Genomic DNA, 15,783 nt, shown 5'->3' with positions numbered 1-15,783 from the left:
TTTGACGAGATGTACCGCCCCAACGAGGATCATGACGCCATTCGGGCGGCCACCCGCGACATCTGTGAGGGCAAGGTCGCACAGTTCGCGGCCGAGGCCGACGAGAAGGCCGAGTTCCCGCAGGCGTCCTTCGACGCACTGAAGGCCGCTGACCTGCACGCACCCCACATCCCCGAGCAGTACGGTGGATTCGGCGCCGACGCTCTCGCCACGGTGATAATCATCGAGGAGATCGCCCGCGTGTGCGCATCGAGCTCCTTGATTCCGGCGGTCAACAAGCTCGGCACGGTGCCGCTGATCCTCGCCGCGTCCGACGAGATCAAGCAGAAGTACTTCCCGCAGGTGGCCGAGGGCAAGATGTTCAGCTACTGCCTGTCGGAGGCCGAGGCCGGTTCCGACGCCGCGTCGATGAAGACGCGTGCGGTCCGCGACGGTGACGACTACGTGCTCAACGGGCAGAAGGTCTGGATCTCCAATGCCGGTGTCTCCGAGTTCTACACCGTCTTCGCCGTCACTGATCCGGAGAAGCGCAGCAAGGGAATCTCCTGCTTCGTGGTGGAGAAGTCCGACGAGGGGGTCTCATTCGACGCCCCGGAGAAGAAGCTCGGCATCAAGGGGTCGCCGACACGCACCGTGCGCTTCGAGAACGTCCGCATTCCTGCCAGCCGGATGGTCGGGGAGGAGGGCACCGGTTTCATCACCGCGATGCGCACACTCGATCACACTCGCGTCACCATCGCCGCGCAGGCGCTCGGCATCGCACAGGGCGCACTTGACTACGCCATGGGCTACATCAAGGAACGCAAGCAGTTCGGTCAGGCGATCGCCGACTTCCAGGGCATCCAGTGGATGGTCGCCGAGATGGGCATGAAGATCGAGGCCGCGCGTCAGCTGACCTACGCTGCGGCAGCCCGTTCCGAGCGTGGCGACGCCGACCTCACCTACTACGGCGCCGCCGCCAAGTGCATGGCCTCGGACGTGGCCATGGAGGTCACCACCAATGCGGTGCAGCTCCTGGGCGGTTACGGCTACACCCGCGACTACCCGGTGGAGCGCATGATGCGCGACGCGAAGATCACCCAGATCTACGAGGGCACCAACCAGGTGCAGCGCATCGTGATGGCCAAACAGCTCCTGAAGGGCCTTCCCGAGAACCGCTGACGCATCACCCGGGCATGACAGGGGCCGTGGCACACCGTGTGCCACGGCCCCTGTCCTCGTTCCCAGGCAGGTTGTGGGTTCCCAGTCAGATTCTGGGTTCCCAGGCAGGTTGTGGGTTCTCAGGCAGGTTTCGGGTTCCCAGTCAGATTCTGGGTTCCCCGTCAGGTTCTGGCACGGGGTCAGAACTCCTGCTTGAACCGTTCGATGCCGGTGGTGTCGCCGGACTTCACCTGCTCGAACATGGCCAAGGCTTCCTCGGAGTCCCACTTCATCGATGACCCGACCTCGGTCTGCAGGTTCGGATCCGAGACCGGGACCATCAACGTCACACCTTTTCCGCGGCCCACCTGCATCACCGATGGTGCAATCCTGGCCAGACCGATGACGCTGGTGTCCTCATCGACGGTGAGCGCGCTGGCCATCCCCATGTTGACTCCCCACCATCGGAACGGGTTGATGACGGTCCAGGGGCTGACCACCTTTTTGGCGACGCCGGACATCATCTCGCGTTGACGATGCATGCGGCCCAGGTCGCCGAGGGGGTCGGCGTAACGCATCCGTGCATAGGCCAGGGCGGTGGCGCCGTCGGCGTTCTGGCAGCCGGCCTTCACATCCAGACGTGAGTTCTTGTCCTGGATATCCTCTTTCGGGCAGATCTCGACGCCACCCACGGCGTCGATCACGTTCACAAAGCCACCGAAGCCGACCTCGATGTAGTGGTCGATGCGGACGCCGGTGACGCTTTCCACCGTGGCCACCAGAAGCTCCGGGCCGCCGATGGCGTAGGCGGCGTTGAGCTTGTTGGTCCCGTGCCCGGGGATGGGGACGTACGAGTCGCGGGGGAGCGAGATCATCGTGGGCGGGCCGCTCTTGGGCACCACGTACATGATCATCGTGTCGGCGCGTTTGCCCTCGGTGTCGCCGGTGCCAAGGCGTTCGCGCTCGGCGTCGTCGAGTCCGTCCCGGGAATCGGAGCCCGCCAGCAGGTACACGGTCCCGGGTTGTTTCTCGGGCCGCTCCGCCGCGGTGAAGACCGGCTCCTTGGTCGATTTTCCCCACGCGATGAACGGGGTCGCAACCAGGAACACCAGCCACGCCAGCAGCAGCACCCCGATCACGCGGCCAATGCGGATTCGAGGGCGGGGTCCCCTCGCGCCGGGCCCGCCCTGGCGTGGTGGACGCGGCGGCTGGGCCGGCGGGCCGACCGGCCGTCGAGCTTCGGCCCGGTGTGGGGCACGGGCGCTGGGCCGTGTGGCCGACTCCCCGGCGGGCAGGTCGGATTCGGAGAATGTGGTGCGTCGGCGAGGTCGTGGAGCCGATGGCGTCCCATCCTGAGCGCGCGGGTCGGGCCGATCAGGCCCGTCGGTGGAGGGCGCGAGATCCTCCTCGCTGAAGGTCGCGCGTCGGCGCTCGGGGTGTCGATCAGCGTCCATGGGCTCCAAAGTACCCGGCGGCGGCGCGTCGTGGTCGACACCGGGCGGAGCCACCCCAATACTGGAGGCGACTCGAGTGTTTCCTCGGCTCTTCCCCCTTTGCTGCCGATCGAGAGGTCATCGTGGACGTTCGTCGTTCCCGTGTTCCCAACGCAACCGTGCGCGCCAAGAACCGACCCCGGATCACGATTGAGTCCCGTGGGGGAGAGCGCACCACATTCACCGAGCGTGTTTCCGAACGTCGAGCGCAACGCGAACGGGCCCGTGGCGAACGGGACGCGTTCACCCGTAGCCAGGGGCTGCGGCTGCGACGCGGTCTCGGCAATCTCGGCCTGACGCTCCTGTTGCCCGGATCCATGCAGGCCCGGGCAGGCAATGCCCGAGTCGGACGGATCGCCATGCGCCTGTGGTTGGGGACCTGGGCAGCGATCGTGCTGTGGGTCCTCATGGCGGTCTTCATGCGGGGCGCGGCGTTGGCGCTGGTGGCGAATCCGGTGGTCGCGACCTTGGTGACGGGGTGGCTCTTCGCGGTCGGTGTCGGCTGGTGCCTGCTGGTTCTCGACGCGTGGCGGATCTCATCGCCGCCGTCCATGGCACAAAGACACCGGCTCGGGTTCGCCGCGCTCAGCGGCGTCCTCGCTTTCAGTCTGTTGGGTGGGCTCTCGGCGAGCGCGAGTGCCTTCCACACCCAGTCCGATGCGCTGGCGTCGATCTTCGCCGGTGGTGGTGACACCGAGCAGAAGGCCGGTCGTTACAACGTGTTGCTGATGGGTGCCGACGCCGGCGACGGCCGGGAGGGCCTGCGTCCGGATTCGTTGACCGTGGCAAGTATCGACGCCGAAACCGGACGCACCGTGTTGTTCGGTCTGCCCCGAAACCTGCAGGGGCTCCATTTCCCCGCGGACTCGCCCATGCGGACGCTGTACCCCGACGGATTCGAGTGCGAGGCCGATGAGTGCCTGTTGAACGCGGTCTACACCAAGGCGACCGAGGCCGCCGAACAGGATCCGAACCTGTATCCCGACGCCGCCGACCCGGGGGCCGAGGCGACTCGGGAGATCATCGAGGAGACTCTCGGGCTGCCGATCAACTACCACGTGATGATCGACCTCAAGGGGTTCGAGGCACTCATCGATGCCGTGGGTGGCATCACGATGGACATCAACCGTCCGGTACCGGTCGGCGGTGGGTCCAGCACGGTCGGCCGCTATCTGGGCCCGGGGAAGGACATCCACCTCGATGGTCGCGATGCCCTGTGGTTCGCACGTTCCCGAGCCGAGTCCTCTGATTATGAGCGCATGGCGCGGCAGAAGTGCGTCATGAACGCGATGCTCCAGCAGCTTGATCCGATGACGGTGTCGACGAAATTCACCGAGATCGCGAAGGCCGGCAAGCAGATCGCCGAAACCGATATCCCGCCGGATCAGGTGGCCACACTCATGGCGCTGGCGGAGAAGACCCGTGGGACCGACGTGGCATCGGTCAACTTCGTGCCACCGCTGGTCCAGCCCGGTGCCGCCGACCTCGGGGTCATCCAGCAGACGGTGCGTGATGAGATCGCCAAGTCCGAGGCCGCCGATCAGCCGACGCCCGCGCCCGAGGGGGAGAGCGGCGAACGGGACGGGGCCGACGATCCCGCCGGTGGTGCGGAGCCCTTCGGGGTGACCCGGCCCGCAGCACTTCCCGTGCCGGCCGAGGGCCAGCCCGGTGATGGTCAGCCGGATGCGCCGGCGCCGACTGCCGAGGACCTCGAAGCGATCTGCTCCGCAGGCTGATCACCCACCTCCGAGGTCCGTGGGTTGAGGCCCGGGGCGGGGTTCAGCCCTCGGCGTCGAGCCGTGAGGTGTCGATGGTGTTGCCTGCACCGCGCAGGACGCCGCTCCAAAAGCCCACACCCCAGCTGATGTGCATGATCGCGATCGTCAGCAGGAATTGGGGTGGGCGCGAGCGTCGAGCCGCGGCGGTCTGGCTCACAGCGGCGAGAAATGCCGCGTAGGCGACTGGTCCGCTCAGGGCGATCCGGGCGTAGGGGCGGACGCGGCGGGGCAGGAACCTGTCGGCGACCACCTCGCCCGCGGCGATCACCCCGGAGGCGACCAGTGCCGGTGGCGCGAAGAATCGCAGGGGGGTCCGGCGTCCCGAGCGCACCAGGGAGCCGCGCCAGGCGCCGGTCGAGTAGAACTGGCGGGCGAGCTGCGTGGGGGTCTCGCGTGGCCAGTAGGTGACGGTGAGTTCAGGAGTGAACCACACGGTGTACCCGGCGCGGCGGATGCGGTAATTGAGCTCCCAGTCCTCACCTCGGCGGATGGACTCGTCGAACAGGCCGACCTCCATCAACACCTCTCGGCGGAAGATGCCGAGGTAGGCCGATTCGCAAGGCCCTTCGACGGTTCCCGAGTGGTACTGGCCGCCGCCCAGGGCGATGGGGGAGTTGTAGGCCTGTGCCACCGCGTACTGGAACGGGCTTTTGCCGTGTGCGCGCATCAATCCGCCCACGTTCGCGGCACCGGTGCGTTTGAGCGTCGCGATGCCGATGCGGGTGTAGTCGTCCATGAGTTCGCTGTGCGCGTCGACGCGGATGATGACCGGGTGTCGTGATGTACAGATCGCGAGGTTGAGGCCACGGGGGATGTCCCGCCCCGGGTTCGGCACAACCTTCACCTGTGGGTGATCTTCTGCCAGTTCGGCAGCGAGTTCATCGGTCCCGTCGTTGGAGGGAGCCACAGCGAGGATGATCTCGCGTTCGCCGGGGTAGTCCTGCTTGAGGATCGCTTCGACCGATTCGCGAAGGTAGGGGGCTTCGTTGAGCACCGGCATCACGTAGGAGACGCCCGGCCATTCTTCGGTGAGGGGTTTCATGCGGTGACCCTCTCGACCTCGGCGATGGCTCGTTGTGTCTCGGCGTCCCACGTGGAGGGGACGCTGACCACCGAACCACCGGGCAGGGCTGCCAGCAGTGCGTCGATGGCCTCCTGTGGAGTTCTGGGGCAGACGAGCCGTCGGGCGTCGTCGGCGGGTACCTCGAGATCGTTCCACGTCAGGCCCTGCCACAGGATGGCCCCGGGGTCGGGGTCGACACCCAGCCAGGAATCCGGTTGGCCACGGACCTCGGTGACGTAGTCGATGACGCCGTCGGCGATCGTCGTCAGGGGCATCCCAAGAGGATGCAGTGAGCATGCGACGGTCGGAATGCCCTCGCCGGCCGGGGTCGCGTCGGGGCCGTCGACGACGATCTCGCCGCTTCCGTCGACGCTGACCTCGGCTCCGACCTGCCATGCGGCGGTCAGCCATACCCAGGCCATCCAGTGGTGGGGATGCGTGGCGAGGACGGGCAGCGCGATGCCGTCGCCTTCGGTCACGTCGAACTCATCGGCCAGGAGGTTTGCGGTCTTGTCCACCCAGTTGGCGAAGCTGCGAGCCGAGAACTCGCTGCGTTCCTCGGGGGACGAGCCGTAACACGTCACCAGGGGGGTGACGGCCTCGGTGTCGAGCCGTCGGGTGACCACGTTGCGGAACATGCGCTCCATGTTAGGCGCACCGCCGTGCCGGTCCCGCATTCCGGCTCGGACGCTCACTAGGGTGGCGCCCGTGCGATACGTGGTGATCATGGCCGGTGGGTCCGGTAAACGTCTGTGGCCGCTTTCCCGGCAGGGGATGCCCAAGCAACTTCTGCGCCTGGTGCAGGGCAAGAGCCTGCTCCGGATGGCGTTCGAACGGGTGGTGGATGTGGTCGGCGCCGATCAGGTGTGGGTGTGCACCGGGGCGGCCTATTCCGAGGTGGTTCGCGAGGAACTGCCCGAGATGCCCGTGGAGAACATCTTGGGCGAGCCCGTGGGGCGTGATTCACTCAATGCTGTCGCGTGGCCCGCTGCCGTGTTGGACAAGCGCGACCCCGATGCAGTGGTGGCCATGGTGACCGCCGATCAGCTCATCGAGCCGGTCGATGTGTTCCAGGACGCGCTGCGGCGTGGATTCGAGGCCGCCGAGGCCGACGCGAGCGCGTTGGTGACCTTCGGCGTCGTCCCTGATCGACCCCACACCGGATACGGCTACCTTCATCGCGGTGAGGCGATCGGAGGGTCCGATGAGTTGTGCGAGGTGCGGGAGTTCAAGGAGAAACCGGATCTTGCCACGGCGCAGTCGTACGTCGATTCGGGGGAGTACTGGTGGAACGCCGGCATGTTCGTCTGGCGTGCGAGCACGTTCTTGGAGCAGCTCCAGCAGTTGGTTCCCGCAGGGCACAGCGTCGTCACCGATATCGCAGAGCAGCCTGAGCGGATCGATGAGCTGTTCCCGCAGCTGCCGAAGATCTCGGTCGATTACGCCATCATGGAGCCGGTCTCGCACGGGCGCGGGGCGGATATCGAGGGCCATCGTGCCCATGTCGTCGCGGTGCGTCTGCCCATCACGTGGCATGACGTGGGCGGTTTCCCCGCGCTGGGGGAGCATCTTGATCGCGATGAACATGGCAATGCCATTGATGGTCGGACGCTTGTGCTGGACTCGTGGGAGAACTTGGTCATCAACACTGCCGGGGACGAACGCCTGGTGGCTGTTCTGGGGTTGCGCGACACCGTCGTGGTGAGCACTCAGGACATCACGTTGGTATGCCCGAGCTCGGAGGCCGAACGCATCAAGGAGCTCGTGGCCAAGGCGGAATCGGACCACGGTCTGAAGTTCACCTGAGCCCGGTCATCGCAGGGGCGTGTCGCTCCACCGGTGGCGGAATCCGAGCTTAACCTTGTTGCATGCTTGAACGACTCGGCAACCATCGGAGTGCCATCGCATGGATCGTGCTGGCGCTGGGGGCTGCGTGGACGGTGTGGCGTGTGTTCGCGGCGCTGACCGCGGATGGTCCGATCGGAGTCGTCGCTGATTACGCGCCGTCACTGTTCACGATCGTGCATGCGCTGCCGTTGGTGATCGTGGCGGTGTGTCTGGTGCTGGAGGAGCCGCTGCCGCGTCGGGCCGTGTGGTTCCTGTATGTCGCTCTGGGTTTCGGTGTGGCCGCGACGCTGATCGCCGTGGTGTTCCAGATGATCGGGCAGATTTCCCCGGTGCTGCCCGAACCGGTTCCGGTGCGCGTCATCGGCCTGATCGGTTTCACCGTGTTGCAGGCCATTCCGACGCTGTTGCTGTGGGCGCTGTGGCGGTTGTGCCGTCGTGCCCGCGCCGGAGACGTCGAAGAGGTGCGCGAGATGTTCGGCCGGGAGCTGAGTCGCGAAGATCTCATTCAGGGTGCTGACGAGCCGACACGCCGTATTCATCGGTGACATTTCGCTCTCGGCTTGACTTCAGGGTGATCACACGCGTGTAATTTCATCAGCGGAGTTAGCGACGGCAGGTTCCGATTCCGTTGGTGAGGAGGAGAACATGCAGGACTGGCTGGACGTGATCACCGCCGAGGACGACGAAGGCGTTCTCGGCTGGCAGGAACGCGCACTGTGCGCACAGACCGACCCCGAGGCCTTCTTCCCTGAGAAGGGTGGCTCGACCCGCGAGGCGAAGAAGGTGTGCCTCTCGTGTGAGGTACGCAGTGAGTGCTTGGAATACGCACTCGACCACGACGAACGATTCGGTATCTGGGGCGGGCTCAGTGAGCGTGAGCGTCGCCGCATCAAGAAGCAGGCGGTCTGACCGCTGGACTTCCCCCCCGGACGCCGGGCTGACGATCGATCTCGATCGGTGCGAATGTTGGGTAGTGTGAGCGTTCGCATGATGTGACATCGGCGTGAAGGGGGACCATGAGCCAGCCTGTAGAGGCTTCACGGCCTGAACCCGCCGTTCCGCAACTCCACCGTCCCACTTCGGCCGAGCTCTGGGCTTGGCAGGACGAGGAGTTCTCCCCTGAACCGGTCGATATCTCGACCGAAGAGGTCACCTGTGTGGTGGTGGCCCACAACGGAGCCGACTGGCTCGGCCAGACCATCGAATCGCTGCGGGGACTCGACCCGCGACCGACCCATATCGTCGGCGTCGACGCCGATTCCTTCGACCGTTCTGGCGAGATCATGCGACGCAGCGGCTTGTTCACCACAGTGGTGCAGACCGCCGCCCGCGGATTCGGCGCCGCGGTGCGGGAAGCTCTCGACGCCCATGACCCGGCGCGTGAATTCGGTTCCTCCGCCACGGGGGGACGCTGGTTGTGGTTCCTCCACGACGACTGTCAGGTGGCACCCGAGGCACTCGGAGCCCTGTTGACGCAGGTGGTCCGCGAGCCGGACACCGCCATGGTGGGGCCCAAGATCCTCCAGCACAGCCGCGAGGCGGGAGCGCCGCGCCTGGCGTCGGTCGGGCAGTCAATCTCCCATGGCGGCTGGGTGGACCGTCACGTGGATGAGGGGGAGGTGGATCAGCGTCAGCACCGGGCCGAAGATGTTCTCGGGCTCGATTCCTGCGGTCTCCTCGTCCGGCGCGAGGTGTTCGAGCAGCTGGGTGGTTTCGCGCCCGAACTCGCGGTGTTCACCGATGGCCTCGACCTGGGGTGGCGGGCCACCGAGGCCGGGCATCGCGTGCGGACCTGCCCCGAGGCCGTCATCGTCCATCGAGGTGCTGGACACAATGGCCTGCGCAACAGTCCGGTTGTCGGTGAACGTCCCGAAGCCACCCGGCGCCTGATGGCGATGCGTGCCGTGGCCGGGCATCGCCGTGGCATCGCAGCGTTGCTGGGCTCGGTCGCTCTGGTGCTCGGTTGTGTGTTGCGCGCCCTCGGTTTTCTGCTCGCCAAGGCCCCCGGTCGCTCGGGTGATGAGTTGCGGGCGGCTGCGGCGTTCCTCGGTGGGGGAGCGACGCGGAGTCTGCGGGCCCGCGTTCCCGTACCGACGAAGGAGACCGCAGCTCGCGTCGCCGAACTGCGCCCGGGCCGGACGCATGGGCTTGCCCTCGCCTTCGACGCCGTGGCAGGTGGGATCGCCGCCCAGTGGCGCGACATCTTCGGATCCCAAGGCCCATCGGCCGGGGAGCCGACCTTGGACGAACTGACCGGCGATGACTTCAGCGGCTCGGAACACACCCGCCGCGCATGGACCTCGCCGCTCTCACTCGGCTTCGTGCTGACGCTCATCGCCGCACTCGTGGCGGCACGGCATCTGATCGGTCCCGGGCGACTCACCGGCGAGCGGTTGTTGCCCAGCCAGGAAACGCTCGGCGCAGCCTACGAAGCCTTCCTCGCGCCCATCGCAGGCACCGCTGAATCCCTGGCCGCTCCTTGGTTGGGCTGGGTGGCGGTCGGATCGACACTCACGTTCGGGCAGCCGGAGTGGTTCGTGACGCTGGTCGTGCTCGGTGCGGTGCCCCTGTCTTTCCTCACCTCGCAGGTGTGGCTGCGGCACCTGACGCGTCGCCCGGGCATCCGTGCTCTTGCCGGAGTCGCTCACGGCCTGATCCCCGTGCTCAGTGGAGCGGTCAACCGTGGAGCCATCGGTGCGATCATCTTCGCCATCGGTCTGCCGTTGCTCGCCGGAGCGATCCACGCACTGTTCACCAAGCCCATCGACGGACCCGAATCCTGGCGTCCGGCATGGTCGACGGCGCTGGCGCTCACAGTGCTGTCTCCTTTCTTCCCGCTGCTGTTGCCGGTGGCGGCGGTGGCGCTCATCGTCGGCGCGTTCTTCGATTCCGGGGCACGTGTCCGACGCGCCCTCCTGGCTGCTCTGGCCCCGCTGGTCGTTCTGCTGCCGTGGGTGGCGGCGTCGGTCCTCGGCGGGAACGCTCGCGTTCTGTTGGGGCCGGACGCCGCGCTGGGTTCGTGGGACATCGTGCCGTGGTGGCAACTGCTGGTGGGGCGGACGCCCGGCCCCGGCCTGCCCGCCGTGTGGGTCTCGGTGGTCGCCTTCATGCTGTTGTGGGCCGCGGCGGTCACTGCTCTCGTGGTCGCCGCCGACCGGGCAGTGGTGCGTGTCGCCTGGATGGTCGCCGCCGGTTCCGCTGCGGTGGGCGTCATCGTGGGCCGGCAGCTCTTCCAGGCTCTGCCCGTCGGCAGCCAGGTGCGCCCCGATCTCACCGGATGGGTCGTCATCATGGGCTGTGCACTCGTGGCCGCGTTCGTGGCCGGGGTCGACACGCATGTCCGTGCCGGTACGGGCGCTGATCGGCCAGATGGGCCATTGGCGCGTCTGGTGGGGGTCGCTGCCACCCTGGTTCTGCTGGCGGGCGGCGTCGGCTGGGCGGTGTGGGCCGTGCCGGGCCTGTCTCGTCAGCCGGCGTCGGACCTTCCTGCTTTCGTCGTGAACTCCCAGACCGGGCCCGCTGCGACCCGGACGCTGGCGATCGATCTGACCGGGGAAGTGCCGCAGTATCAGCTCGTCGATGGTGACGGCCCTCGCCTGGGTGAGTCCGACCGTGGCTTCGGATACGCCGGGTCCCCCGAATGGCCCCAGCTCACTCGGGCGATGGTCGCGTCCATGGTGTCGGGGTCGGCGGACGAGTCCGTGGGCGAGACGCTGGAGGCGCTCGGAGTGGGGCACGTGTGGGTTCGGGGAGCAAGTGAGACCGAACGCATCAAGATCGCCAACACCCCCGGGCTGAGTTCCGGCTCCGGTAAGGACGACTGGCATGTGTGGACGCTGCCGGGCACCGCTGCGCGGGTCAGCGTCGAGAACCCCGATCGAACGAGTGTGGTGGTGCCCTCCGACGGGCGGCGTGGGGAGATCGTGCTGGATGAACCTGTCGAGGGGCGGCGGCTTCTCATCTCCGAACCGCATGATCGACGCTGGCGGATCACCCTCGATGACGCCGTGCTGAACCATCGGGCCGAGGGGCAGCGGGCCGTGGTGGATCTGCCGGCCAAGACCGGTGTGTTGCGTTTCGAACTCCTGCCCATGTGGCCCCGCTGGGTGCTGTGGCTCCAGCTCGCGGTGATCGTGCTCATGGTGGTGTTCGCAGCACCTTCGCTCGCCGGCTCGCGTGCACGACGTCGTGCGGCGTGGGAGAGCGGTGCCGCACCTGCTCGGGCCGCCGCTCCGACGCGGGCCCGTGCAGCACGGAACACGCCCCGTCCGGCGCCTCCATCCCCACCTCGGTCATCGGTCGCGGCGGTCGATGAAGCAGATCTGACGCGACCCCGACAGCCTCACCACCCATATGCCCGGCCTTCGCAGCCCGAGAACAATCCGCGGGTCGATCCCGACATCACCGCGCCGCGTCGCGCCGCCGCTCCTGACGACACCGAATGGGAGACCATGGTGCTCCCGGCGGCACGCGCGCGGAGGGCTGCCGGCCCGGTGCCCGACGAGGAGCAGGAGCAGCGATGACCGACTCCATGGGGCGCAATGCCCTGATCGCCGGTGGTGCTGTTCTCGCCACCGTCCTGGCGACCTTCGGGCTCGGGCAGCTTCCGCTGCAACCTCCGGAGCCGGTCGCCCCGGTGGAGGTCGAGGGACGCACGACGACCATCTGCCCGGCCGCCGACGACCTCGCCGCGGTGGTGTCGTCGGGTCGTGAAGGCGGATCACTCGAGCTCGGAGGCTTGAAATCCGGGGTGTCCCAGCTCGGAACCACCGACGCGGTCACCCAGTACGAGGAGCTGGCCGAGCCTCTGATGGTGAGCGCCGGCGGCGGGCAGACACGGGCGAGCGCGGCGGGCGTCCATGCGCAACGGGATGGCGGCCCTGACCGCGGTATCAGCCTGGGAACCTGCACCGAGCCCGGTGGCGTTCACTGGTTCACCGGGCTCGGTGGCAATGACGAGATGCGCAGCGTGATCATCCTGACCAACCCCGATGACGCGCAGGTCAGCGTCGATGTGGTGTTCCACGGTCGCGATGGCGAGATGGCCACGCCGGGGACCCGTGGCATCGTGGTGCCGGCGCATGAGACCCGTGAGGTCGCCGTCGAATCCCACGTGTCTGCGCCGGAGCTGGTGTCGGCCCAGGTGCGGTCTCGTCAGGGGCGCGTCGCCGCGATCGTGGCCGACCGTGCCGGTGGGGACCAGCCCAAGGGCGCCACCTACGCCAGCGCGTCCACGCTCCCGGCGCGCTCGGTGGTGATTCCCGGGGTCCCGGACGGGCCGGGTGGACGCCGTCTCGTGGTGGTCAACCCCGGCGACCGACGGGCGTCGGTGCACGTGGAGATCCTCGGGCCGGACGGTGCGTTCGTTCCGGTCGGTGGTGAGGATGTGCGGGTCAACCCAAGGGCCTCGGTGGAGGTTGATCTGGCTGAAGGCCTGGCCGAACAGGCCGGAGCGGTCCGGCTCACCTCCGATCAGCTCGTCACCGGCTCGGTGGTCAGCACCAGTACCGATGATCCGGGACGGCAGGACCTCGCGGTGCAGCCCTCCACCCCTGTGTTGCAGGGACTCGGCGTTGCGCCGGTCGGTGTGCTGCCCGGGGTGGCGTCCTCGGTGGTGGTCACCAATGCCGCCGACACCGAGGCGGTTCTGCCGCTCCGCGTTCGGAACACCGCGGGGGAGCACGTGGCCGAGAACTCCCTGGTGGTCCCGGCCGGATCGACGCGCGTGTGGAATCTTCCCGAGAGTTCCGAACCCGGAAGCGTGTTCGCTGACGTGACGCCCGGCACCGAGCTCTATGCAGGTGTCCTGCTCTCCAGCGACAAGGACTTCGATCGCATGGCCACCGCGCCCCTGATCGTTCCGCAGCCCGAAGCCGAGGGCGTCGAACCCGAGATGGATCCGGGCCTCGGGTGAGAGGGTGCGCGATGAACGGAGACGAGCGATGAGTCGAGACAGGCATGGACGCGGCATGCGCGGCCCCTTGGCGCGGGCGAACCCCCACGGACGCATCGCCCCGCTCCGGCGTCGTACCCGGGGCGATGAGTTTCGCGCAGCGGTCGCCTCCGCAGTGAAGGCTGTGGAGACCAACTGCCCCGAGGCGCTGGTGGGAGTGCGCGTGGCGGTGGACACCGTTCCTCCGGAGCTCGAGAACGGGCAGCGTCGTGTGCCGCTCGCCGCGGCCAGCGAGCCCTCAGATCCCAAGGATCCGTCGGTCGTGGTGCTGTTCCAGCGGCCACTGGAGCTGCGGGCGGCGAGTTCGAAGGGCCTGCAGATCCTGGTGCGGCGGACCCTGGTCGAGCAGCTCTCTGCATTGACCGGGCGCCCGGTGTCGGACCTGGACCCCACGGACACCCCCGACTGACTCACCGAGGCGCGAAAGAGCGACCCGCTGAGCGGCGATGCTTCGAACTCTGGTGGGTCGGGGTTACGCTCGCGGGGTGATGGGCAGGATGTGTGCGCGGACAGGTTGCGATATGGGCGCTGTGGCGACGTTGACCTACGTCTATGCCGACCAGACGGCGGTGGTCGGCCCCCTGGCACAGCGGGCCGAGCCTTCCTCCTACGACCTCTGCAGCCGCCACGCGGAGCGTCTGACCGCACCTCGCGGCTGGGACGTCATCAGGCTCCCGCTCGATGAGGCCGAAGCTCCCGAACCGCTCGAAGATGACCTGCTCGCTCTGGCCGAGGCCGTCCGCGCAGTCGGCTTTTCCGGGACCGAAGAGAACCACGAGCCCCCATCCACCCCCAACCCCGCGGGCGTCGTGCAGTTGGCGCAGCGCGGTCATCTGACCGTGTTCGCCGATCGTGATGCGTGAACCCGTGAGATGCGCCATGGCACGAACGATCCGGCTAGGCTGTGAGTGATGCTGACACAGGACATTTTCAAGGCCAATGATATCCGCGGAGTCGTCGGCTCTGGTGATGACGCACAGTGGGACGCCGACGGGGCCTTCGCCCTCGGTGTGGCCTTCGTGGACGCGTTGAAACTCATGGAGAACGAGCGGGCTTTCGTGTTGGGCCGTGACATGCGGGTTTCGGGGCCAGAGCTGAGCGCTGCGTTCATCGAGGGAGCGGTTTCCTGCGGAGCCGATGTCATCGACATCGGGCTGTCCTCGACCGACCAGCTCTGGTTCGCGTCGGGCCGTCTGGAACTGCCGGGGGTGCAGTTCACCGCCTCCCACAACCCTGCGAATTACAACGGCATCAAGTTCTGCCTGGCCGACGCGCGTCCGGTGACACCGCAGATGCTTCTCGATATCGCGCGCAGCGCTTTCGACCACGAGGCACAGCCCAGCCCACCGGTCCGTGTTCCCGGACGTGTCCGCGAGCAGGATCTGCTGCCGGCCTATGCCGAGCATCTGCGCTCCCTGGTGGATCTCAGTGGCATCCGGCCGCTCAAGGTCGTGGTCGATGCCGGGAACGGCATGGCCGCTCACACCGTGCCGGGTGTTCTCGGCGATCTCCCCTTGGAGATCGTGCCCCTGTTCTGCGAACTGGACGGCAGTTTCCCCAACCACCAGCCCAATCCGCTGGAGCCGGAGAACCTCGTGGATGCGCAGCAGGCCGTCCGTGAGCACGGTGCCGATCTGGCTCTGGTGTTCGATGGGGACGCCGACCGCTGCTTCATCATCGACGAGACCGGCGGGGTCGTCGATCCCTCGGCCATCACCGCATTGATCGCCGCACAGGAGATCGAGCGGGAACCCGGCGCCACGATCGTGTGCAACCTCATCACCTCCCGCACGGTGCGGGAAGTCGTGGCCGAAGCCGGCGGCGAGTGCGTGATCTCCCGAGTGGGCCACACCTATGTGAAGGCCGCGATGGCACAGTATGACGCCATCTTCGGTGGCGAACACTCCGCGCATTACTACTTCCGTGATTTCTGGGGAGCTGACACCGGCATGCTCGCTGCACTGCACGTGCTCGCCCTGGTGGGGAGTTCACAGGAGCCGTTGAGCAGTCTGGTGAAGCGCTTCGACCGCTATACGGCATCGGGTGAGATCAACTCGACCGTTGCGGACGCCAAAGCGACGATGGAAAAGGTCGCGGCGCTCTTCGAGGGGCGCGGTGATGTCTCCTGGGAGGACGGCATGCTCGTCGAGGGTGAGGACTGGTGGGTCAACCTGCGTCCTTCCAACACCGAGCCGCTGCTGCGTCTGAACGTGGAGGCAAAGGATCCTGCGTTGATGGAGTCGCTGCGCGATGAGGTTCTTGCAGCAGTGCGGGCGGACGTCTGATGGCCGAGGTGTCCATCGGGGTGGAGCTCCCCGCCGATCTGCTCGAGATTCTCGTGTGCCCGGCCTGCCACAGTTCGTTGGCCGTCGACCATGACCGACGCGAACTCGTGTGCACCGGAACGGTGTGCGGACTGGCCTTTCCCGTGACCGATGAGGGGATTCCGGTGCTTCTCATCGATGAGGCCCGCAAGGTCTGAGCCGTTCCGGCGATGTACCAACTGGT

Annotated in this window: 14 protein-coding genes; 11 read left to right on the top strand and 3 right to left on the bottom strand. The window is 67.2% G+C overall.

What is annotated here, in order from left to right; all coding sequences use genetic code 11:
• Positions 1–9: 9 nt before the first annotated feature.
• Entirely contained in the window at positions 10–1,161 is a 1,152-nt protein-coding gene (locus FB460_RS04190) for an acyl-CoA dehydrogenase family protein (RefSeq protein WP_142093354.1), read from the top strand.
• Positions 1,162–1,340: 179 nt separating this feature from the next.
• Here FB460_RS04190 and FB460_RS04185 read toward each other — a convergent pair whose 3' ends face one another.
• Entirely contained in the window at positions 1,341–2,594 is a 1,254-nt protein-coding gene (locus FB460_RS04185; RefSeq protein ID WP_142092815.1) for an LCP family protein, read from the bottom strand.
• A 122-nt stretch (positions 2,595–2,716) separates the two neighbouring features.
• Here FB460_RS04185 and FB460_RS04180 point away from each other — a divergent pair, with 122 nt between their 5' ends.
• Positions 2,717–4,369 carry an LCP family glycopolymer transferase gene (locus tag FB460_RS04180; protein WP_142092814.1) on the top strand — a complete coding sequence of 551 codons (1,653 nt, stop codon included), beginning with the start codon at positions 2,717–2,719 and terminating at the stop codon, positions 4,367–4,369.
• Between the two features lie 43 nt (positions 4,370–4,412).
• Here FB460_RS04180 and FB460_RS04175 read toward each other — a convergent pair whose 3' ends face one another.
• Together FB460_RS04175 and FB460_RS04170 are read right to left on the bottom strand one after the other, a co-directional pair.
• Positions 4,413–5,453, bottom strand: a complete 1,041-nt coding sequence (locus FB460_RS04175) for a glycosyltransferase family 2 protein (protein WP_142092813.1) — start codon at positions 5,451–5,453, stop codon at positions 4,413–4,415.
• Positions 5,450–6,112 carry a TIGR03089 family protein gene (locus tag FB460_RS04170; protein ID WP_142092812.1) on the bottom strand — a complete coding sequence of 221 codons (663 nt, stop codon included), beginning with the start codon at positions 6,110–6,112 and terminating at the stop codon, positions 5,450–5,452. Before FB460_RS04170 ends, FB460_RS04175 begins: the two co-directional genes overlap by 4 nt.
• Before the next feature lie 70 nt (positions 6,113–6,182).
• On the opposite strand from FB460_RS04170, the gene FB460_RS04165 reads away from it, so the two are divergent.
• From FB460_RS04165 to FB460_RS04125, 9 genes are all read left to right on the top strand, one after another.
• A complete protein-coding gene (locus FB460_RS04165; protein WP_142092811.1) occupies positions 6,183–7,280 on the top strand; it encodes a mannose-1-phosphate guanylyltransferase in 1,098 nt (365 codons plus the stop codon).
• A 62-nt stretch (positions 7,281–7,342) separates the two neighbouring features.
• Positions 7,343–7,867, top strand: coding sequence for a hypothetical protein (locus tag FB460_RS04160; RefSeq protein ID WP_142092810.1), 525 nt, complete (start codon positions 7,343–7,345; stop codon positions 7,865–7,867).
• Between the two features lie 100 nt (positions 7,868–7,967).
• The gene (locus FB460_RS04155; protein WP_142092809.1) at positions 7,968–8,231 is read left to right on the top strand and encodes a WhiB family transcriptional regulator; all 264 of its coding nucleotides are present in this window, start codon (positions 7,968–7,970) and stop codon (positions 8,229–8,231) included.
• Positions 8,232–8,338: 107 nt separating this feature from the next.
• On the top strand, positions 8,339–11,845 hold the full coding sequence (locus FB460_RS04150) for a glycosyltransferase (protein WP_142092808.1): 3,507 nt from the start codon (positions 8,339–8,341) through the stop codon (positions 11,843–11,845).
• Positions 11,842–13,236 (top strand): DUF5719 family protein, encoded by a 1,395-nt coding sequence (locus FB460_RS04145; RefSeq protein ID WP_142092807.1) that lies wholly within the window; start codon positions 11,842–11,844, stop codon positions 13,234–13,236. The genes FB460_RS04150 and FB460_RS04145 overlap by 4 nt, the downstream gene beginning before the upstream one ends.
• 28 nt (positions 13,237–13,264) lie before the next feature.
• Positions 13,265–13,684: a metallopeptidase family protein gene (locus FB460_RS04140; RefSeq protein WP_142092806.1), complete on the top strand. Its 420-nt coding sequence runs from the start codon at positions 13,265–13,267 to the stop codon at positions 13,682–13,684.
• A 37-nt stretch (positions 13,685–13,721) separates the two neighbouring features.
• The gene (locus FB460_RS04135; RefSeq protein ID WP_342775204.1) at positions 13,722–14,138 is read left to right on the top strand and encodes a DUF3499 domain-containing protein; all 417 of its coding nucleotides are present in this window, start codon (positions 13,722–13,724) and stop codon (positions 14,136–14,138) included.
• Between the two features lie 48 nt (positions 14,139–14,186).
• The gene (locus FB460_RS04130) at positions 14,187–15,560 is read left to right on the top strand and encodes a phosphomannomutase/phosphoglucomutase (RefSeq protein ID WP_142092805.1); all 1,374 of its coding nucleotides are present in this window, start codon (positions 14,187–14,189) and stop codon (positions 15,558–15,560) included.
• The gene (locus FB460_RS04125) at positions 15,560–15,757 is read left to right on the top strand and encodes a Trm112 family protein (protein WP_246044234.1); all 198 of its coding nucleotides are present in this window, start codon (positions 15,560–15,562) and stop codon (positions 15,755–15,757) included. The genes FB460_RS04130 and FB460_RS04125 overlap by 1 nt, the downstream gene beginning before the upstream one ends.
• Positions 15,758–15,783 lie beyond the last annotated feature (26 nt).

The organism is Propioniferax innocua (assembly GCF_006716235.1).
Taxonomy (GTDB): Bacteria; Actinomycetota; Actinomycetes; order Propionibacteriales; family Propionibacteriaceae; genus Propioniferax; species Propioniferax innocua.
Note: the sequence above shows the minus strand (reverse complement) of the source record. Positions and strands in the feature narration are given on the sequence as shown.

Coding starts and splice junctions, on each gene's coding strand:
- FB460_RS04190 (WP_142093354.1), top strand. CDS start 10: ATGTACCGCCCCAACGAGGATCATGACGCCATTCGGGCGGCCACCCGC.
- FB460_RS04185 (WP_142092815.1), bottom strand. CDS start 2,594: ATGGACGCTGATCGACACCCCGAGCGCCGACGCGCGACCTTCAGCGAG.
- FB460_RS04175 (WP_142092813.1), bottom strand. CDS start 5,453: ATGAAACCCCTCACCGAAGAATGGCCGGGCGTCTCCTACGTGATGCCG.
- FB460_RS04170 (WP_142092812.1), bottom strand. CDS start 6,112: ATGTTCCGCAACGTGGTCACCCGACGGCTCGACACCGAGGCCGTCACC.
- FB460_RS04160 (WP_142092810.1), top strand. CDS start 7,343: ATGCTTGAACGACTCGGCAACCATCGGAGTGCCATCGCATGGATCGTG.
- FB460_RS04155 (WP_142092809.1), top strand. CDS start 7,968: ATGCAGGACTGGCTGGACGTGATCACCGCCGAGGACGACGAAGGCGTT.
- FB460_RS04150 (WP_142092808.1), top strand. CDS start 8,339: ATGAGCCAGCCTGTAGAGGCTTCACGGCCTGAACCCGCCGTTCCGCAA.
- FB460_RS04145 (WP_142092807.1), top strand. CDS start 11,842: ATGACCGACTCCATGGGGCGCAATGCCCTGATCGCCGGTGGTGCTGTT.
- FB460_RS04140 (WP_142092806.1), top strand. CDS start 13,265: ATGAGTCGAGACAGGCATGGACGCGGCATGCGCGGCCCCTTGGCGCGG.
- FB460_RS04135 (WP_342775204.1), top strand. CDS start 13,722: ATGCTTCGAACTCTGGTGGGTCGGGGTTACGCTCGCGGGGTGATGGGC.
- FB460_RS04130 (WP_142092805.1), top strand. CDS start 14,187: ATGCTGACACAGGACATTTTCAAGGCCAATGATATCCGCGGAGTCGTC.
- FB460_RS04125 (WP_246044234.1), top strand. CDS start 15,560: ATGGCCGAGGTGTCCATCGGGGTGGAGCTCCCCGCCGATCTGCTCGAG.